Below are 19,011 nucleotides of genomic sequence, written 5' to 3' on the forward strand. Positions count from 1 at the left end.
CGCGGCGGGTCATCGTCGGCGCGGGCGGCAGCGCCACCACGGACCTGGGATGCGGGGCGGCAGCGCCACCACGGACCTGGGATGCGGGGCGGCCGCCGCGCTGGGCGTGCGTTTTTGTGATCGTGAAGGAGAGCCTTTCGTGCCCGTCGGCGCCACGCTCAAGAACGTGGCCACCGTCGATACCTCCCGGGCCCGCGAGCTTCTCGACGGCGTCGAGCTCACCGTCATGTGTGACATCGATAATCCCTTGACCGGCGAGCACGGCGCCGCCTGCGTCTTCGGCCCGCAGAAGGGGGCCGACGATAAGACCGTCCACGAGCTCGACGCCGGCCTCGCCCACGTCGCCGGGATCATCCGCTCTGATCTGGGCATAGACGTCGAGCACACCCCGGGGGCGGGTGCCGCCGGTGGGCTGGCCGGCGGGCTCATGGCCTTCTGCGAAGCCAGCATCCGGCCCGGTATCGACGTGCTTCTCGACGCCGCCGGCTTTCCCGCGGTCATCAATGATGCAGACCTCGTCATCACTGGGGAGGGCCAGATCGACGGGCAGTCGCTGGCCGGGAAGGTCCCCGTCGGCGTCGCCCGGTGGGTGCAGCGCCATCGCGGCGGCGAGCTTCCCGTCGTGGTCTTGGCCGGTGCGATCGGCCCGGACGTGGAGGAGGTCTACCGCGAGGGGATTAGGGCGGTATTTCCCATCGGACGCGGCCCGGAAACACTCGCCGACGCCATCGCCCACACCGCCTTCAACCTCGAGGCGGCGGCCCGCGATGTCGTGCGTTTATGGTCGGCGTAGCGCCTTATCCACCTCGACCACCGCGAGCACCACCACGCCGAGGGCCAGAGAGATCAGCCACCCGTTGAGGCCGATGGGGCTGGTAGAGAACGCGGCCTGCATGAACGGGGTGTAGAGGAACAAAAGCTGGAGCGCGAGCATAATCCCGACGCACAACCAGGAGATCGGGTTGGTGGTGAACAGCTCTTTGCGCAGGCAGGTGGCCGTCGTGAAGCGGGCGGCGAAGAGGTAGAAAGCCTGTCCCACCACCAGGGCATTGATCGCGACCGAGCGGGCGGTGTCCATATCCACCTCGGCGTTGAGCCAGGAGAATATGGCGATCGTCGCGCCGCCGAGCAAAACCGAGACATATACGATGCGCACGATCGCCGCGCCCGGCAAAAGCCCGGTATCCGGCGCGCGGGGCGAGCGCTGCATGATGTCGGGACCGGAGGGCTCGAAGGACAGCGCCAGCGAGAGCGTGACGGCGGTGATGAGGTTGACCCACAGGATCTGCACCGGCGTGATGGGCAGCGTGAGGCCGAAGAGCATCGCCACCAAGATGACGAGCCCTTGGGCGCCGTTGGTCGGCAGCATGAAGGCGATGGCCTTCTGCAGGTTGTCGAAGATGGTGCGGCCCATCTTCACGGCGGCGCCGATGGTGGCGAAGTTGTCGTCGGCGAGCACGATGTCGGCGGCGTCCTTCGTCGCCTGCGTGCCCTTGATACCCATGGCGACGCCGACATCCGCCTGCTTGAGCGAGGGCGCGTCGTTGACCCCGTCGCCGGTCATGGAGACGACCTCGCCGTTGGCGCGCAGCGCGCGCACGAGCCGCAGCTTGTGCTCGGGGGAGGTGCGGGCGAACACGGTGGCCTCGCGGACGATGTCGCGCAGCTTTTCGTCGTCGGCCTCCTCGATCTCGGCGCCGGTGACGGTGCGGCCTTCGTCGATACCCACCTCGCGGGCAATCGCCGTGGCGGTGGTGGCGTGGTCGCCGGTGATCATGCGGACGACGATGCCGGCGCGGCGCACCTGGGCGACGGCGTCGATGACCTCGTCGCGCGGCGGGTCGATGATCCCCCACACGCCGACGAAGGTAAAACCGCCGGCATCGATCTCGTCGGTGCTGATCTCGCCGCTGCCGCTATCGGTGGTGCGGATGGCGGCGGCGAGCACGCGCATGCCGTCGGCGCCGAGTTTCTCGATGACCTCTTCCCACAAGTCGCGGTCGAGCTCTTCGGTCCCGCCGTCGGGGCTGAGCTGGTGCGAACAGCGCGCCAGCAGGCGATCGGGGGCACCTTTGAGGTGGATGCGGGTGGTGTCGTCGGCAAGCTTATCGACGCTGGCCTGGTACTTGTATCGCGAATCGAAGGGAACCTCGCTGAGCCTTTCGGCCGGCACGGAGGCACCGGTTTTGAGGGCGAAGGCCTTGATCGCCCCATCGGTGGGTTCGCCGACGAGTTCGCCGTCGCGGACGTCGGCGTCGTTGGCGAGGTCCGCCACCTGCGTGATGAGGGCGAGATCCCGGTGGGCGTCGGGATCGGCGGGGTGGTCGTCGAGAAGCACCTCTCCGTCGGTGTCATAGCCGCCGCCGGTGACCTCGTAGCTGTGCGCGGCGGTGATGACGCGGCGCACCGTCATCTCGTTGCGGGTGAGTGTGCCGGTCTTGTCGGTGCAGATGGTGGTCACGGCGCCGAGAGCTTCGACGGAGTTCATCCGGCGGGTAATCGCGTTGCGCCTGGCCATCTTCTGCACGCCGATGGCCAGGGTGATCGCCATGACCGCCGGGAGGCCCTCGGGGATCGTGGCGACTGCGAAGCCGACGGCGGCGAGGAAGAGCTCGCCCCAGTCGGTGCCGTAGGCAAGCCGGGCGATGAGCACCATGCCCACGGCGAGGGCCACCGCGACGATCGCGAGCAGGGAGGAGAACTTACCCATCGCGCGGGTCAAGGGAGTAGAGACGTCCTCGACCTCGCTGAGCATGCCGGTGACCTGGCCAATCTCCGTATCGGCACCGGTGGCGCACACCACGCCGGCGCCGGTGCCGCCCGTGACGGTCGTGCCCGAAAACGCCATCGAGCTGCGATCGCCGATCGCGGCATCCTCCGCGGTTTCTGCGGTGTCCTTCTCCGCGGCGACGGACTCGCCGGTCAGCGCGCTTTCCTCGATGCTTAAGTTGGACGCCTCGATGAGGCGCAGATCCGCCGGTACCTTATCGCCGGCGCTGAGCTGGACGACGTCGCCGGGTACCAAGTCGGTGGCCGCGATGGTCTCGGGGTGGCCGTCGCGACGCGCGGTGGTCTCTGGGGCGAGCATGTCGCGAATGGAGTCCAAGGCGTTGGCGGCGCGGCCTTCCTGAATGAAACCGACCAAGGCGTTGATGATCACCACCGCCGCGATGACGATCGTGTCCATGACCTGGCCCATCAGCAGGGTGAGCACGCCGGCGGCGATGAGCACGTAGATCATCGGGTCGGCGAACTGCCTGCCGAGGCGCTGCCACCACGTCTCCTGCTGCGGCTGGGGCAGCTGGTTCGGACCGTGTTCTTTTCGGCGGCGCTTCGCCTCGGAGGTGGATAATCCTTCCGGGCTGGTCTCTAGCTCCGCGCAGATCTCGGACTCGGTGGCAGCGTGCGGTGTCACGATCCTCCTAAGGCAGGGTTAGTTGCGGAATCCGTGCACCGGGGCGGGAATGAACCCGCCGCGGCGGATGAAGTCGCGGTTGGCGACCTCGTTGACCGGGATCACCGGGGCGTAGCCTAAAAGGCCTCCGAAGTTGACCTCGTCGCCAGCGACGGTACCCGGGGCCGGGATGACGCGCACGGCGGTGGTCTTGTGGTTCATCACGCCGATGGCGGATTCGTCGGCGATCATGCCTGCGATCGTCTCCGGCGGGGTATCTCCGGGGATGGCGATCATGTCGAGGCCGACCGAGCAGATCGAGGTCATGGCCTCGAGCTTGTCGATGGAGATCGTCCCGGTGCGCACGGCGTCAATCATCGCGGCGTCCTCGGAGACCGGGATGAAGGAGCCGGACAGGCCGCCGACGCGGGTAGAAGCCATCATGCCGCCCTTCTTCACCGCGTCGTTGAGCAGGGCGAGAGCGGCGGTCGTGCCGTGGGTGCCCACCTGGTCGAGGCCCATGTGCTCGAGGATCTTGGCGACGGAGTCGCCGACCTCGGCGGTCGGTGCCAGGGAAAGATCCACGATGCCGAAGGGCACACCCAGGCGCCCAGCGGCGAGGTTGCCCACGAGCTGGCCGGTGCGGGTGATCTTGAAGGCGGCCTTCTTGATCTCCTCGGCGACCTGATCGAGGCTGGCGCCCTCGAGGTCGTCGAGCGCGCGGTCGACGACACCCGGACCGGAGACGCCGACGGAGACCACACAGTCGGGTTCCTCAATGCCGTGGAAGGCGCCGGCCATGAACGGGTTATCGCCCACCGCGTTGGCAAAGACGACGAGCTTGGCGCAGGCGATGGCATTCGCGTCGCGGGTCGCTTCGGCCGCGGCGGTAATAACCCGGCCCATCTCGGCGGCGGCGTTCATGTTGATGCCGGCGCGCGAGGAGGCAATGTTGACCGAACCGCAGACCACATCGGTGGTCGACAGCGCCTCCGGCAGGGAGCGGATGAGTGCCTTCTCGGAGGTGGTGCCGCCCTTTTCGACGAGCGCCGAGTAGCCGCCGATGAAGTTGACGCCGACCTCGCGGGCCGCCTTGTCGAGGGCCTTCGCCACCTGGACGGGATCGCCCGGGCAGCCGGCGGTAATCAGCGCGACCGGGGTCACCGAGATGCGCTTGTTGACGATCGGCACCCCGAGCTCAGCCTCGATGCCCTCGCAGACGGTAACCAGCTGGGCGGCTTGCGTCGTCACGCGGTCATACACCGCCTGAGCCGTGTCCTCCATGGTGCTGCGCGCGCAGTTGAGCAAGGAGATACCCATGGTGACGGTGCGGATATCGAGGCGGTACTTCTCGATCATCTCGATGGTGTCGATGACCCGGTGCGCCTGGAAGTTCATAGCCATAAACGCTCCTAAATCTCGTTGACGGCGGTGAACAGGTCCTCGGACTGCACCCGGATGACCACGCCCTCGGCGGAGCCCACCTCGTCGAGGCGCTGCTGCAGCTCGGCGATGGGGGTATCGGCCAGCTTGATGCGCAGGATCATGGTGAACCACTCATCCATGATCGTTTGCGAGACATCGAGGATGTTGACGCTGTGACGTGCGAGTTCCGTGGTGACGGCGGCGATGATTCCGGTGTGATCGGCACCGGTGACGGTCATGATAGCAAACATGTGGACAATCATAATGACGCGCCTTAGAGTGAGCTCTATGAGCACGATCATCGAGCAGGCGCGCAAAGAATTCGCAGATATGAGCACCGCCCAGCGGGCCACCGTCACCATCGGCGGGGCGCTGGAGCTGACCGCGAAGATCGCGTCCTGGATCGATCTGAGCCGCCGGCCGAGCAACCAGGTCCGCGGGCCGAAGTGGCTGTGGGCCACCGCGCAGCTCATCAACGGCCTTGGCCCCGTGGCCTACTGGACCATCGGTAGGAAGTAACCCTACTTTAAGCTTTTAGTGTTTGCGGATCGCGTCCTCGGCGATGTCGAGGACCTGCTCCATGCCCTCCAGATCATGGCCGGAGGCCAGGCGGGTGATGAAGCCGTCCATGACGGTCTCTAAGAACGTGTGCAGCACCCCGATGCTCACATCGGTGCGCAGCCGGTCGCGCTCGGCGTTTTGCTCGAGACGCTCGCGCACGGCGCTGTCGAGCACCTCCTGGTGATGCAGCCAGCGCGCCCGGAAGCTCGGGTCGGTGCGCAGCATGGTGGTGATCTCGAGGCGGGTCGCCAGCCAGTCGTGGCTCTTCGGGTCGCGCAGAATATCGCGCATCACCTCGATGAGGCCGGACTCGGCGACGATGTCGGCTTGGCGGGCGGCGTCGGCCCGCGCGATGGCCAAAAAGAGGTGCTCTTTGTCGCCGAAGTGGTGGAAGATGGCACCGCGGGACTTGCCGGTGGCCTGCTCTAAGCGACGCACCGTCGCCCCCTCGTAGCCGTACTCAGCAAAACACCGGCGCGCGCCCTCGATGATCTCGGCGCGGCGGCGCTGCAGCTCGGTGTCGCTGATGACAGGCATGTCGACTTCAAAGCCTTTCGGAGAATATGAAAATAGCTGGGGAGGAAAGGGGAGAAGGAGGGGCCCGCATCCGCGGACACGGCCCCCTCCTTCTTTGAGCGGTCAGGTCAGTTTAGGACTTGACCATCTGGCGCAGGACGTACTGCAGGATACCGCCGTGGCGGTAGTAGTCGGCCTCACCAGGGGTGTCGATGCGCACGACGGCGTCGAATTCGACGGTCTCGCCGTTGTCCTTCGTCGCGGTGACGTGGACGGTCTTCGGGATCTCACCATCGTTGAGGGCGGTCAGGCCGTCGATGGCGAAGGTCTCGTGGCCGTCGAGGCCCAGCGACTCGTGGGACTCGCCCTCCGGGAACTGCAGTGGAGCCACGCCCATTCCGATGAGGTTCGAACGGTGGATACGCTCGAAGGACTCGGCGATGACGGCGCGCACACCGAGCAGCTTGGTGCCCTTCGCGGCCCAGTCACGCGAGGAACCGGTGCCGTACTCCTTGCCGGCCAGAACGACGAGCGGAGTGTTCTCCTTCTTGTAGTTCTGGGCGGCGTCGTAGATGAACGACTGCGGGGCGTCTTCCTGGGTGAAGTCCAGGGTGTAGCCGCCGGCGACGTCCACCAGCTGGTTGCGCAGGCGGATGTTGGCGAAGGTACCGCGGACCATGACCTCGTGGTTACCACGGCGAGAGCCGAAGGAGTTGTAGTCCTTGCGCTCGACGCCGTTCTCGTCGAGGTAGTTCGCGGCCGGGGTGCCCGGCTTGATCGACGACGCCGGCGAGATGTGGTCGGTGGTGACCGAGTCGCCGAGCTTCGCGAGCACGCGGGCGCCCGCGATGTCGGAGACGGGCTCCGGCTCCGTCGGCATGCCCTCGAAGTACGGGGCCTTGCGGACGTAGGTGGAGTTCTCGTCCCACTCGAAGGTCTTGCCGGTCGGGACGTCGAGGTTCTGCCAGGCGTCGTCGCCCTTGAAGACGTCGGCGTAGTCCTTGACGTACATGTCGCGGTTGATGGCCTCGGAGATGGTCTCCTCGATCTCCTCGGTGGACGGCCAGATGTCCTTGAGGAAGATGTCGTTGCCCTCGGAGTCAGTGCCCAGCGGCTGGGTCTCGAAATCGAAGTCCATGGTGCCGGCCAGGGAGTACGCGATGACCAGCAGCGGGGATGCCAGGTAGTTCATCTTGACATCCGGGGAGATGCGGCCTTCGAAGTTACGGTTGCCCGACAACACGGCCGTGGCGGCCAGGTCGTTGTCGTTGATGGCTTCCGAGACCTCGGCCGGCAGCGGGCCGGAGTTACCGATACAGGTGGTGCAGCCGAAGCCGGAGAGGTAGAAACCGACGGCCTCGAGGTCCTTCCACAGGTCGGCGCGGTGGTAGTAGTTGTCCACCACCTGGGAGCCCGGAGCCATGGTGGTCTTGACCCACGGCTTGGCGCGCAGGCCGTACTCGTTGGCCTTGCGGGCCAGCAGGCCGGCGCCGATCATGACGGACGGGTTCGAGGTGTTGGTGCACGAGGTGATGGCGGCGATGCCGACCATGCCGTGGTCGACGGTGAACTTACCGCCGGCACCGGACTCGACCTCGACCGGGTTGGAGTGGCGGCCCTTCGCACCCTGGGCGGCGGACTCGCCGTTGCCCGGCCATGCGGAGTTGGCGTCCTCGACGCTGGACTTGTCGTAGTCCGGCTGGTTCTCGCCCTCGGCGCCCATGTTCTCGGCAGCGGCGGAGTCGTCCTCGCAGATCGGGTCCTCGGTGAAGTCGCCGAGCTGCTTGCGGAAGGTCTCCTTGGCCTCGGAGAGCAGGATGCGGTCCTGCGGGCGGGTCGGGCCTGCGATGGACGGCTTGACGGTGGAGAGGTCGAGCTCGAGGTACTCGGAGTACTCGGCCTCCTCGGCGTCCTGCTCGAGCCACAGGCCCTGGGCCTTGGCGTAGGCCTCGACGCGGTCGATCTGCTCCTGGTCGCGGCCGGTGAGCTTGAGGTAGTTGATGGTCTCCTCGTCGATCGGGAAGATCGCGGCGGTGGATCCGAACTCCGGAGACATGTTGCCGATGGTGGCGCGGTTTGCCAGCGGCACGGACTTGACACCGTTGCCGTAGAACTCGACGAACTTGCCGACGACACCGTGCTCGCGGAGCATGTCGGTGATGGTCAGCACGACGTCGGTGGCGGTGACGCCGACCGGGATGTCGCCGGTGAGCTTAAAGCCGACGACGCGCGGGATCAGCATGGACACCGGCTGGCCGAGCATCGCGGCCTCGGCCTCGATGCCGCCGACGCCCCAGCCCAGGATGCCCAGGCCGTTTTCCATGGTGGTGTGGGAGTCGGTGCCGATGCAGGTGTCCGGGTAGGCGAGACCGTCGTTGTCGAAGACGACGCGGGCCAGGTACTCGATGTTGACCTGGTGGACGATGCCGGTCCCCGGCGGCACGACGCGGAAGTTGGAGAAGTTCTCAGAGCCCCAGCGCAGGAACTGGTAGCGCTCCTCGTTGCGCTCGTATTCGATGTCGACATTGCGCTCGATGGCGTCAGAACGGCCGAAGGCCTCGACGATGACGGAGTGGTCGATGACCATCTCGGCCGGGTTCAGCGGGTTGACCTGATCCGGGTTGCCACCGAGGGAGGAGACGGCCTCGCGCATGGTGGCGAGGTCGACGACACAGGGGACACCGGTGAAGTCCTGCATGAGGACGCGGGCCGGAGTGAACTGAATTTCGGTGTCGGGCTCGGCCTTCGGGTCCCAGTTGGCGAGGGCCTTGATGTGCTCTTCGGTCACATTCTTGCCGTCCTCGGTCCGCAGGAGGTTCTCGCCGAGAACCTTCAGGGAGTACGGCAGCTTCTCCATGCCTTCGACAGCGTCGAGGGCGAAGTAGTCATACGACTTATCGCCGACCTCGAGGCTGCGCTTGGCGTTGAAGGAGTTCTTGCTTTCAGTCACAGTCAGCTCCAATTCTTCTTACATTTAGGTCGGGTCTTGCTAGTTAGGCAAGCCTTGCCTTATAGGCAAGTGTCCCGAGAACGCACGTGGTTCATAACCAAGTCTAAGGCCCGCAGGGGTCCTATGTCGGGTATCGTAACAGTACGGTCGTTCTATTTAGGTATTGGCCGCGGTTCTACCCCCATATGGACGCCCGACATGCAAGGGTGAAGGCCATGTTCGACGCAAAGGACGCCGCCGCCCAGCTCTCTGAAGATTCCGTAGCTTTCGTGGGCACTGAAGAAGATGCCCAACTCGCCCGGGAGCTACAGGATGTTTTAGGCGAAGGGGAAGGGGTCGTCATTACCGGCGGAGGTATCAACGAGCCGCGCAATGCCGCCCAGGACGTGCTCAATGTGGCCGAAGGTTTCGAGACCATCATCATCCGCACCCCGGAGCGCGGCACGGCGGTCAGTGATGTTCACACCCGCGTGGCGATCGAATCGGCCCACGGTCAGCTCTCGGCGCCGGGGGATTTCGCGGGCTCGGTGGCGGGATTTCTCGGGGACATGCATGGCTTTACAGTCCCGTGGCTGGCCTTGACCGTGGCCGTGGTGGTTGTGGCGGCTGCGTTCATCGTGTGGACATGGATCTCCATCAAGGACTCAGACTTGACTGGAATTAAGAAGGTCTCCGAACGATAACAATGTGATGAACATCACATAAGACATGCGTGGTAGACAAACGCGCAGGCCACCCCGCACAGGTTAAAGGAGGGGTGGCTTTTCTTTATGTTATCTCGTGGGAAAGTTGTGCAACTTGACCTTTTTGTGACATATGGTGCTGTTGTCGGTTCTCGAGGTAAATCGAGTCACTGAAAGTCAGGTCCAGCGACTAGAAGTCGCCGCCGTATCTACGCAGGCATGTGGGGAAGCACGCCGTGTGTGGGATAGGGGCCTCTCGTTCAGCGACGCCTCGGCGGACCCTCATTCAGTCATACGCAAACGACCGTCCCGTCAAGCCTGTCACCTTGACGTGGGCGTTTGAGGAGTACTTTCGTGACCCCCACATCCCGCATGCGGCGGGTCGTGGTGTCGGCTACCGGTGCGTCCGCACTGGCACTCGCCGCCACCACCACCCCTGCCTACGCAATTTCGGAACAGGCACTCTCCAACTCGCACATTGCGACCCCGTCGTCTCAGAGCTCCGCCGGCGATCGCACCCAGGACATCGAGGCCGTCATCAACCGCGCGCTCTCGCAGATCGGCACCCCTTATGCCTGGGGCGGCGGCAACGCCAACGGCCCCACCCAGGGCATTCGCGACGGCGGCATCGGCGACACTTACGGCGACTACGACCAGGTCGGCTTCGACTGCTCCGGGCTGATGGTCTACGCCTTCAACGCGGTGGGGCTCGACCTGCCGTCGTTTAGCGGCTACCAGTACCTGCGCGGAGAAAAAGTCAGCCACGACGAGCTGCAGCGCGGCGATCTCTTGTTCTGGGGCCCCAACGGCTCCCAGCACGTCGCCCTGTACCTCGGCGACGGCCAGATGATCGAGGCCCCGACCTCCGGCGGTTCGGTGCGCGTGACCGATGTCCGCTGGGAAGGCCTGTCCGATTACGCGGTGCGCATGGTCTAACATCCAGGTATGACTAATCCTGACTACGACGCTCTTCTGGTGTTGTCCTTCGGTGGCCCCGAACACGATGACGAAGTCGTTCCTTTCCTGCGGAATGTCACCGCCGGAAGGGGGATCCCGGACGAGCGTCTCGAAAAGGTCGGGGAGCACTACTACCACTTCGGTGGCCGCAGCCCGCTGAACGACCTCAACCGCGAGATCATCAGCCACCTGGAAGAAGAATTCGCCAAGCGGGGCATCGAGGTGCCGATGTATTTCGGCAACCGCAACTGGCACCCTTATGCCGAAGACGCGGCTCGCCAGATCGCCGCCGACGGTCACCGCAACGTCGCGGTCTTCGCCACCTCGGCGTGGGGCGGGTACTCGGGATGTCTGCAGTACAACGAGGACATCCGCCGCATGCGCGAGGTGGCCCCCGAGGTGAGCTTCACCAAGTTGCGCCAGTTCTTCGACCACCCCTTATTTATCGAAGAGATGGCCGAGGCGCTGCAGGAGCAGCTCGCCAAGACCCAGGGCAACTACCGCGTGCTCTTCACCGCTCATTCGATCCCGACGCAAGATGATCAGAAGTCCGGCGGCGAGCGGGATAAGAACCTCTATTCCCGCCAGGTCCAGGAGGCCGCCCGCCTCGTGGCGCGCGCGGCCGGCGTCGATAACTACGACATCGTGTGGCAGTCGCGTTCCGGCAACCCCGCCACCCCGTGGCTCGAGCCGGACATCGTGGATCACACCGAGGCCATCGACACCGACGTCGTCGTCTGCCCGATTGGCTTCATCTCCGACCACATGGAGGTGATCTGGGATCTGGACACCGAGCTTGTCGACGCCGCCACCGCCCGCGGGCTCAACGTCTACCGCGCCCGCACCGCTGGACCGACGCAGCGCTTCTCGACGATGGTCGCCGACCTCTACGAAGAACTCCGCGACAACCGCGAGCCGCTCAGCCTCGGAACGGTCTCGGTCCAGGGCTGTACTACCAACGGCTGCCCCTGCCGCCCGGGCTGCTGCTCGCAGCTCTAGCGGCTGTACTCCCCGGCACAATAGGTCACTCCCGCCATCCGGGCCGTACGGATGTGCCGCCAGAGGCTAAAGAGCTGGCTATCGAGGCTGTGATCGCCCATGCGGGAGATCACGGTCTCGATGATCGCCGCGACGCGATCCGCCCGCGCAAAGAGCTTCGCGGCGCGCGGCGGCACCGAACCGGGTAGCCCCGGGGTGTCGTAGAAGTCACTTAAGGTGCCGACGGTCAGCCGCGGATTGTGCAGCGCATCCGTGCGATAACCGCTGGCCTCGATGAGATCGGCGGCCTCGTCGGTCGCCTGGGTGAGCAGCTGATCCGCCTCGCCGGGCGACAACCACGCCGGCGCCGGCAGCGTATCGGCCTCCACCCACTCCCACTCCGGCACTAAGACGTGACGGTCGGCGATGACGATGCCCTCCCGGTGCCCGCCCGGGATGCCGGAGGCCTCGCCGGGCCCGGAGAGGAGGAGCCGGACCTGGGGTCCGTGGGCGCCCTCAGCTTTCTCGCGTACCTCGGCCATCAGGGAGGCGGGCGTCGTAAAGCCTAAATCCCTCCAGGCGTCGATGAGGTCGTCGGCCGACTCGTGGCCATGGAGCCACGCGGCCAGCCAGACGGTCGCGTTTTGCAGTGGGGAGTAGACCTCGGCGCGCATATCCATGTCGGGCCAGCCTAACCGATAGGCTGGCCCGACATGTACGAGGACATCTTTTCCGGCCATCGCCGCAACCGCCCGAAGCAATATCCGATCGTCGAAGGCACGAACGGAACCGTGCTCGAGGTCTACGGCGAGGATTTCGTCGGCGCCATCGTCGGTTTTGAGCGCACCTACGACGGGGTGTTCGTACGCCTCGAGGACCGCTATGGGCGCCGGCGGCTGTTCAAGACGATGAACGGCGCCTTCTTGCACGAAGGCCGGCGGGTGAGCGTGCAGCGGCCGGTGAAGAAGGCGGCGCCGCAGCGTTCGAACTCCGGCTCACGGAAGGTGAAAAACCTCGAGGCGAAGGTCGCGGCGCCGTCGCGGATCTGGGTGGAAGGTATTCACGACGCGGCCATCGTCGAGCAGGTCTGGGGTCACGACCTGCGGGTGGAAGGGGTGGTCGTCGAATACCTCGAAGGTCTCGACAATTTAGAGGAGAGGCTTAAGGAGTTTCGCCCCGGGCCGGGTCGGCGGGTCGGAGTGCTTGCCGATCACTTGGTCGAAGGCTCCAAGGAATCCCGCCTGACGGACTCCGTCGGCGAGCACGTGATGGTCACGGGTCATCCGTTCATCGACATCTGGGCGGCGGTGAAGCCGGAGAAACTCGGCATCCGGGCCTGGCCGGAGGTGCCGAAGGGGGAGGACTGGAAGAGTGGCGTGTGCCGGCGTTTAGGCTGGTCCGACCCGAAGGAGGGCTGGCACCGAGTCTCGTCGGCGGTGTCCTCTTTCCGGGACCTCGATCCGACTCTGATCGGCGCGGTCGAGCGGCTTGTTGATTTCGTCACAAACCCGGAAGTCAAAAAAGAAGATCTCAGGTAGGTTAGGAGATTGTGGGAGCACTCATCTGGTTTTTGGCAGCACTGGTCCTCGCCGGTCTGGAGTTGATGGCCGGCGAGTTCACTCTGCTCATGCTCGCGGGCGCGGCGCTAGCGACCGCCGGTGTGGCGTTGGCTGATGTTCCCTTCTGGCTGGAGGCAGCCACCTTCGCCGTCTCTTCGCTAGCCCTGCTGGTCCTAGTGAAGCCGGTCCTGCGCCGACAGTTCCAGAAGCCGGAGGCCCTGGATACCTCGTCGAAGACGCTGGTCGGAAAACATGCTGAGGTCCTCGAACCTGTCGATGGCCGCGGCGGACAAATCCGTCTGGACGGGGCCATCTGGTCGGCGCGCTCCCTCGATCCCCAGATCAGCTTCGCTGAAGGGGAGATGGTCAGCGTCGCGGACATTGAGGGCCCAACCGCTATCGTTTGGAAGAACTGATGTTTGCAGCAATTTTCTTTGTCGTCCTCCTCGCGGTCATCGTCCTCCTCGTTGTCAAGTCTATTGCCTTGATTCCGCAGGGTGAGGCCGCGGTCATCGAACGCCTCGGGCGCTATACCCGCACGGTGAGCGGTGGGATCACGGTCTTGGTGCCTTTCCTCGATCGGGTGCGCGAGCGCGTCGATACGCGTGAACGCGTCGTCTCCTTCCCGCCGCAGGCCGTGATTACCCAAGACAACCTGACGGTGGCGATCGATATCGTCGTCACCTTCCAGATCAACGATCCCGCCCGGGCGATCTACGGTGTGGACAACTACATCGTCGGCGTCGAGCAGATCTCCGTGGCCACGCTGCGTGACGTGGTGGGCGGCATGACATTGGAAGAGAACCTGACCTCCCGCGACACCATCAACCGCCGACTGCGCGGCGAGCTCGACTCCGCCACCGCCAAGTGGGGCCTGCGCATCAGCCGCGTCGAGCTGAAGGCCATCGACCCGCCGCCGACTGTCCAGCAGTCCATGGAGATGCAGATGAAGGCGGACCGGGAAAAGCGCGCCATGATCCTCACCGCCGAAGGCCAGCGCGAGTCGGACATCAAGACCGCCGAAGGCGAGAAGCAGGCGCGCATCCTCTCCGCCGAGGGTGAGAAGCACGCCGCAATTTTGGCCGCCGAAGCTGACCGCCAGGCCGAAATGCTGCGCGCCGAAGGTGACCGCGCCGCGACCTACCTACGCGCCCAAGGTGAGGCCCGCTCCATCCAGAAGATAAACGCCGCGATCAAGGCCTCCCGGATCACCCCGGAGGTGCTGGCCTACAACTACCTGGACAAGCTGCCGCAGATGGCGCAGGGCGAGGCCTCGACCATGTGGATGATTCCCTCGCAGTTTGGGGACACGCTCGAGCGCTTTGCCAAGAGCTTCGCCACGCGTGACGACGACGGCGTCTTCCGCTACGAGGCCCCCGGCGTCGACGAGGACACCCGGGAGATGGCGGAGCCCGACAACACCGACGAGTGGTTTAACACCGCCTCCTCGCCGGAGATCGCCGAAGCCGTTGCAGCGGCGAACGCGGTGGCTCAAAAGCCGGTCGACCCAGCGGTCCCCGAGGTGCCGGAGCGCTCGCAGCAGCCGAAAGCTGCGGAGGATAAGGCTAGCTCCGCCGGGGAGCTCGGTGGCTCTTCGCCGGCGGGGGCTTCACCGGAGATTTCCTTCCGCGAGGGCGAGGAGATGGACCGCTAACTGCCAGCCCGCGGACTCCGCGGACCAGCCGGCGGCCTGCAGCCGTTGGGACATAGCCTGTTTGGAGATGCCCAGCTTCGCCGCCGCCTCGTTTTGGTTGAGTCCGCGGCGCATCAGGGAGGTCGCCTCGCGGCCTTCCAGCGTGCGCTTCGCGAGCACATGTGCCAGCAGAGCGAACGTCGCCTCGATGTCGAAGGCTTCGGTGCCGCTGGTATCGGCACGCACGTGCACGGCCCCAGCCCGCGTGCCGACGGCCTTGGTCGCCGCCTCCTCACACCACACGGGGGAGTCGATACCAATGCCGATGGCCCAGTTCCCATCGGAGAGCAAGGCCATGATGAGATCGGTCAATGCGCTGGGAGAGTCCACGCGCGCGGTGATGTCCTCGACGCCGAGGAAGGTGAACTCTCCGACCCCCTCCATGGTCTGGAGGGCGTCTGCGGAGCGGCGCACGATGTCTGCGCGGCGTACCTCGCGTCCCCGGTAACGTGCATGCACAGCCAACATGGCTTTCAGTCTACCCGGCAGACTTGACTGGACGGCGAGCGTCGACGGCGAGTCCGATGATCCCCAGCAGCGCGAGGGCGACCGTAATCGCGATGATCGCCGGGTTCGTATTTCCCGTCAGGGTGTCGCCGAAGAAGACGGTCGCTATCGTGCCGGGGGCAGCGCCGATGAAAGTGGCGACGGTGAACGTGGCCACACGGATCTCGGTCATGGCGGCGGTGTAGTTCATCACCGAAAACGGTATGCCCGCGATCATGCGCAGGCTGATTACCGCCGCCCAACCGCGGGTACGCAGACGGGCGTTGATCTTCTCTACCACCGGATGAGTCAGCCGGGGGCGCACCCAGTCACCAATGAGATAGCGCATCGTGGTCAGGGAGATGCACGCAGCTACCGCGGTGGCGGTGGTGGCGATGATAACCCCGACGAGCGGGCCAAAAAGTATCCCGGAACTCAAGGTCAAGATCGTGCGTGGTACTGGGAACTGGCTGATAAGGACGTAGCCCACCCAGAAAGCCAGCGGGAACCAGGCGCCGGCGCGGTCGGCCCAGTCCCGCAAAGTCGATAGGGCGGGGATGTCGACGAAAACGATCACCGCCACCGCGACGATGAGCAACACCGCGAGGATGGCTGCCTTGGTTTTCTGCCGCATGCGTTCACCATACGCCCCAGTGGGGATCTACCTATAGTGGAGTTATGTCTGTTCTACGCACTGACCACGGTCCCAACCCCTTTGTTCTCGACATCGAGGAAGCCACCGAATCCAACGAGGCCTTCCGGGACACGCTCTGGACGGGCAAGTTCCTCCAGATGACCGTCATGTCCATCCCGGCCGGCGGCGAGATCGGCGCCGAGGTCCATGACGACCACGACCAGTTCTTGCGCATCGAAGCCGGCAAGGGCCGCATGATGATCGGCGAGAGTGAGGACAACCTCGACGTCGAAAAGGTTGTCGAGCACGACGACGCAGTCTTCGTCCCCGCCGGCAAGTGGCACAACATGGTCAACGAGTCCGATGAGCCCGTGAAGCTCTACTCGATCTACGCCGCCCCGGAACACGTCCACGGCACCTTCCACCAGACCAAGGAAGACGCGGACAACGATCCGAACGAGGATCACTAAGCCTGCTTAGTGTGGTGCTTGTGGTGCTGCCCCGGCCTGGTTTGGTCGGGGTTGCCGCTTTTCTGGGGGAGCGTGGGGCGTGGACCGTGAAGTCTAGGCGAAAAGCTCCTCGTCGAGGCTGGACAGGTTCTGAGAGCCAGGCAGTGGGCGTGTTGCGCTATCGCTGGTCGAAAGCAGCCTCATCTAAAGGGCCCTCGCGAGGTCGAGTTCAGTACTCCTTTAGGGGTGACTGCTTTCGACCAGGCGACCGCGTGGGTTATCAGATGCGGTTTTGGTGAGCCCCGGACGAGACTGCTGGGGAAGGTGTTCCTGGTGGGGCAACTGACTGTTTGTACTGCACACACCGCACGCTGATCGTGCGTGTTGCGTTAGCGCTGGTCGAAAGCAGCCTCATCTAAAAGGCTCTCGCAAGGTCGAGTTCAGTACTCCTTTAGGGGTGACTGCTTTCGACCAGGCGGCACCCAAAACCGCCTGGCCGCCAGAACCGCCCAGAACCCCAACCAGCAGAAAACCGCCAACTCCTTAAAGAGTTGGCGGCCTATCGTGCCCGGAGGGGGACTTGAACCCCCACGTCCGTTAATAGGACACTAGCACCTCAAGCTAGCGCGTCTGCCATTCCGCCACCCGGGCTCAGGTGGTCACTCAAAGCAACGGGGACTAATGTAACCCGCCGACTGCAGATTCAACAAATCGCCAGCTCACTGCCGGTTTCCGTGAACTACTACACTGTCATTTGGTAAGAATGGGAACATGACCGACTACAACGATTCGCGATTTCCTGGACCCGACCCCTACGCACCGCTGAAGGACCTGCCGTCCTTCACTCTGACCTCGACTGATCTGGACAACGGCGCCGAGCTCTCCGAGAAGCTTCGCGCCCCAGAGTCCGTCTCTCCGCAGCTGTCGTGGAGTGACGTCCCGGAGGGCACCAAGTCCTTCGCTGTGACCTGCTTCGACCCGGATGCCCCGACAGCCTCCGGTTTCTGGCACTGGGCCGCCTTCAACATCCCGGCCACCGTCACTGAGCTGCCGAGCAACGCCGGCGCCCAGGAGGACTTGGGCGTGGGCGCTGTGAGCCTGAAGAACGACTCTGGCGGCCGCGTGCACTACGGCGCGGCGCCGCCGCCGGAGCACGCCCCGCACCGCTACCTGTATGTGGTGCATGCGGTGGACGTCGAAAAGCTGGACATCGATGAGGATGCCACCCCGACCGTTCTGGGCTTCAACCTGCACTTCCATGCCCTCGGCCGGGCGATCGTGTGGGGCTGGTACGAGAACAAGTAATGCAGGTACCGGCCTCGGTCCGCGCGGGCGGGGCATTCCTCGCCCTCGCGCTGACCCTCATGATCATGCTCGGCCTGGCGATCCTGCAAGAGGGCTGGAACGTCCCCTTCGAGATCACGAACCGGAGGCTTCTCATCCTCGTGGCCGTGATCATCCTGGGGGCGTTCGCCACCCAGCGCAAAGATCAGGCAGGCAGCCGCACGCAAGTGATTGCGCTGGTCGTCGGGGTGGGGCTCATCGTGATCTCGATGCTCATCCCACAGTCGACGCTCTACACGCTCCAGCAGTGGTGGATCGCCCTCTACGCCGTCATGGCGCTGCTCTGCGCCTTGGTGTTGCGCAGAGCTAGTCTTCCTTCCAGCTAAGCCCCGAGCCCACGGCTTCTGAGATGTTGCTCAGGCCGTGGGCCTTAATCTGCGCGGCGATCCCGCGGTGGATGTCGCGGATCCAGCCCGGCCCACCATAAATGAGCGGGGTGTAGCCCTCGAGTAGGTTGGCGCCCGCGGTGATACGTTCCCAGGCCTGCTCAGGGGTAAAGATGCCACCCACGCTCACCAGCGCCAGCTGGCTTCCGACGCGCTTGTAGAGCCGCTTGAGCACCTCCGGCGAACGCTGAGCCACAGGGGCACCGGAGATACCGCCGGCACCGAGCTTGTCTACCTTGCGGGTTGTGAGATTCTCCCGCGAGATGGTCGTGTTGGTCGCCACGATGCCGGCGATGCCGAGCTCGACGGCGAGATCGGCCACGGCGTCGATGTCGTCGTCGCTGAGATCGGGGGCGATCTTCACCAGCACCGGCGCGGAGGTCGACTCCTTGACCACCTGAAGAATCGGGCGCAGCGATTCCACGGCCTGCAAATCGCGCAGGCCCGGGGTGTTCGGGGAGGAGACGTTGACCACCAAGTAGTCCGCGAAATCGCCGAGCATGGTGGCGGAGGTGCGGTAGTCGGCGACGGCGTCGTCGGCAAGCTTGGTCTTACCGATGTTCACGCCGATCACGTTGCGACGGTTACGCCGTGCGATCGTGTTCCGCGCACTCGCCGCGCCCTTGTTGTTGAAGCCCATCCGGTTGAGCAGGGCGCGATCGGCCGGCAGGCGGAACAGCCGCGGCGTCGGGTTGCCGGGCTGTGGGGAGGCGGTGATGGTGCCCACCTCGGCGTGCCCGAAGCCTATAGATGACCACACGTCCGGCACCGCGCCATCCTTATCGAAGCCGGCCGCCAGGCCTAGCGGTCGGTCGAAGCGGACGCCGAAGACTTCTTGGCTGAGGACTTCGTCACGCACCGGCAGGATGCGACCCACCAGCCAGCGCAGGGGAGTGGCATACTGTAGAACCCCCAGGCCGGACATGACGTAGCTGTGGATCCGCTCCGGCGGGATCCGAAACAGGCCTTTCAAAGCAAGCTGGTAGATGCCCATGT

Annotated in this window: 19 protein-coding genes, 1 tRNA gene and 1 pseudogene; 11 read left to right on the top strand and 10 right to left on the bottom strand. The window is 64.9% G+C overall.

Annotated elements, in window-relative coordinates; translation table 11 throughout:
- Positions 1–49: 49 nt before the first annotated feature.
- The gene (locus tag C3B44_RS12075) at positions 50–793 is read left to right on the top strand and encodes a glycerate kinase family protein (RefSeq protein WP_268876418.1); all 744 of its coding nucleotides are present in this window, start codon (positions 50–52) and stop codon (positions 791–793) included.
- Here C3B44_RS12075 and C3B44_RS05490 read toward each other — a convergent pair.
- Genes C3B44_RS05490 through C3B44_RS05500 form a run of 3 tightly spaced genes read right to left on the bottom strand, consistent with a single transcriptional unit; the run spans position 779 to position 5,070 of the window.
- A complete protein-coding gene (locus C3B44_RS05490; protein WP_235840383.1) occupies positions 779–3,415 on the bottom strand; it encodes a cation-translocating P-type ATPase in 2,637 nt (878 codons plus the stop codon). The genes C3B44_RS12075 and C3B44_RS05490 overlap by 15 nt on opposite strands.
- A gap of 18 nt (positions 3,416–3,433) precedes the next feature.
- Positions 3,434–4,798: a PFL family protein gene (locus C3B44_RS05495; protein WP_199222391.1), complete on the bottom strand. Its 1,365-nt coding sequence runs from the start codon at positions 4,796–4,798 to the stop codon at positions 3,434–3,436.
- Between the two features lie 8 nt (positions 4,799–4,806).
- A complete protein-coding gene (locus C3B44_RS05500) occupies positions 4,807–5,070 on the bottom strand; it encodes an ACT domain-containing protein (protein ID WP_108432576.1) in 264 nt (87 codons plus the stop codon).
- 37 nt (positions 5,071–5,107) lie between these two features.
- Here C3B44_RS05500 and C3B44_RS05505 point away from each other — a divergent pair, with 37 nt between their 5' ends.
- Positions 5,108–5,338, top strand: coding sequence for a PLDc N-terminal domain-containing protein (locus C3B44_RS05505; RefSeq protein ID WP_158268623.1), 231 nt, complete (start codon positions 5,108–5,110; stop codon positions 5,336–5,338).
- A gap of 15 nt (positions 5,339–5,353) precedes the next feature.
- Here the strand turns inward: C3B44_RS05505 and C3B44_RS05510 are convergent, their stop codons facing one another.
- Positions 5,354–5,917: a TetR/AcrR family transcriptional regulator gene (locus tag C3B44_RS05510; RefSeq protein ID WP_108431492.1), complete on the bottom strand. Its 564-nt coding sequence runs from the start codon at positions 5,915–5,917 to the stop codon at positions 5,354–5,356.
- 112 nt (positions 5,918–6,029) lie between these two features.
- A complete protein-coding gene (can, locus tag C3B44_RS05515; protein WP_207655677.1) occupies positions 6,030–8,846 on the bottom strand; it encodes an aconitate hydratase in 2,817 nt (938 codons plus the stop codon).
- A gap of 215 nt (positions 8,847–9,061) precedes the next feature.
- Here can and C3B44_RS05520 point away from each other — a divergent pair, with 215 nt between their 5' ends.
- The 3 genes and pseudogenes from C3B44_RS05520 (at position 9,062) to C3B44_RS05530 (ending at position 11,485) form a co-directional block, all read left to right on the top strand.
- Entirely contained in the window at positions 9,062–9,529 is a 468-nt protein-coding gene (locus tag C3B44_RS05520) for an Rv1476 family membrane protein (protein ID WP_108431494.1), read from the top strand.
- A gap of 507 nt (positions 9,530–10,036) precedes the next feature.
- A pseudogene (locus tag C3B44_RS05525) lies at positions 10,037–10,465 on the top strand (NlpC/P60 family protein); the annotation flags it as partial.
- Positions 10,466–10,474: 9 nt separating this feature from the next.
- A complete protein-coding gene (locus C3B44_RS05530; protein ID WP_108431496.1) occupies positions 10,475–11,485 on the top strand; it encodes a ferrochelatase in 1,011 nt (336 codons plus the stop codon).
- On the opposite strand, the gene C3B44_RS05535 is transcribed toward C3B44_RS05530, so the two are convergent.
- Entirely contained in the window at positions 11,482–12,144 is a 663-nt protein-coding gene (locus C3B44_RS05535; RefSeq protein WP_108431497.1) for a hypothetical protein, read from the bottom strand. The two genes, C3B44_RS05530 and C3B44_RS05535, sit on opposite strands and share 4 nt — an antisense overlap.
- Before the next feature lie 18 nt (positions 12,145–12,162).
- Here C3B44_RS05535 and C3B44_RS05540 point away from each other — a divergent pair, with 18 nt between their 5' ends.
- Genes C3B44_RS05540 through C3B44_RS05550 form a run of 3 tightly spaced genes read left to right on the top strand, consistent with a single transcriptional unit; the run spans position 12,163 to position 14,677 of the window.
- The gene (locus C3B44_RS05540; RefSeq protein ID WP_412841943.1) at positions 12,163–13,002 is read left to right on the top strand and encodes a DUF3097 domain-containing protein; all 840 of its coding nucleotides are present in this window, start codon (positions 12,163–12,165) and stop codon (positions 13,000–13,002) included.
- An 11-nt stretch (positions 13,003–13,013) separates the two neighbouring features.
- A complete protein-coding gene (locus tag C3B44_RS05545; RefSeq protein WP_108431499.1) occupies positions 13,014–13,439 on the top strand; it encodes an NfeD family protein in 426 nt (141 codons plus the stop codon).
- On the top strand, positions 13,439–14,677 hold the full coding sequence (locus C3B44_RS05550; RefSeq protein WP_108431500.1) for an SPFH domain-containing protein: 1,239 nt from the start codon (positions 13,439–13,441) through the stop codon (positions 14,675–14,677). The genes C3B44_RS05545 and C3B44_RS05550 overlap by 1 nt, the downstream gene beginning before the upstream one ends.
- Here C3B44_RS05550 and C3B44_RS05555 read toward each other — a convergent pair.
- A complete protein-coding gene (locus C3B44_RS05555; protein WP_108431501.1) occupies positions 14,633–15,184 on the bottom strand; it encodes a MarR family transcriptional regulator in 552 nt (183 codons plus the stop codon). The two genes, C3B44_RS05550 and C3B44_RS05555, sit on opposite strands and share 45 nt — an antisense overlap.
- 10 nt (positions 15,185–15,194) lie before the next feature.
- Positions 15,195–15,836 carry a TVP38/TMEM64 family protein gene (locus C3B44_RS05560; protein ID WP_108431502.1) on the bottom strand — a complete coding sequence of 214 codons (642 nt, stop codon included), beginning with the start codon at positions 15,834–15,836 and terminating at the stop codon, positions 15,195–15,197.
- 44 nt (positions 15,837–15,880) lie between these two features.
- On the opposite strand from C3B44_RS05560, the gene C3B44_RS05565 reads away from it, so the two are divergent.
- Positions 15,881–16,306: a cupin domain-containing protein gene (locus C3B44_RS05565; RefSeq protein WP_108431503.1), complete on the top strand. Its 426-nt coding sequence runs from the start codon at positions 15,881–15,883 to the stop codon at positions 16,304–16,306.
- A gap of 544 nt (positions 16,307–16,850) precedes the next feature.
- Here the strand turns inward: C3B44_RS05565 and C3B44_RS05570 are convergent.
- Positions 16,851–16,936 (bottom strand) — tRNA-Leu (locus C3B44_RS05570).
- Positions 16,937–17,056: 120 nt separating this feature from the next.
- Between C3B44_RS05570 and C3B44_RS05575 the strand changes: the two genes are divergently transcribed.
- Together C3B44_RS05575 and C3B44_RS05580 are read left to right on the top strand one after the other, a co-directional pair.
- Complete coding sequence (locus tag C3B44_RS05575) at positions 17,057–17,590, top strand: YbhB/YbcL family Raf kinase inhibitor-like protein (protein ID WP_108431504.1); 534 nt, start codon at positions 17,057–17,059, stop codon at positions 17,588–17,590.
- Entirely contained in the window at positions 17,590–17,955 is a 366-nt protein-coding gene (locus C3B44_RS05580) for a hypothetical protein (protein ID WP_108431505.1), read from the top strand. Before C3B44_RS05575 ends, C3B44_RS05580 begins: the two co-directional genes overlap by 1 nt.
- Here the strand turns inward: C3B44_RS05580 and C3B44_RS05585 are convergent.
- Positions 17,936–19,009: a quinone-dependent dihydroorotate dehydrogenase gene (locus tag C3B44_RS05585; protein WP_108431506.1), complete on the bottom strand. Its 1,074-nt coding sequence runs from the start codon at positions 19,007–19,009 to the stop codon at positions 17,936–17,938. The genes C3B44_RS05580 and C3B44_RS05585 overlap by 20 nt on opposite strands.
- Between the last annotated feature and the right edge of the window lie 2 nt (positions 19,010–19,011).

Source organism: Corynebacterium yudongzhengii (assembly GCF_003065405.1).
Lineage (GTDB): Bacteria > Actinomycetota > Actinomycetes > Mycobacteriales > Mycobacteriaceae > Corynebacterium > Corynebacterium yudongzhengii.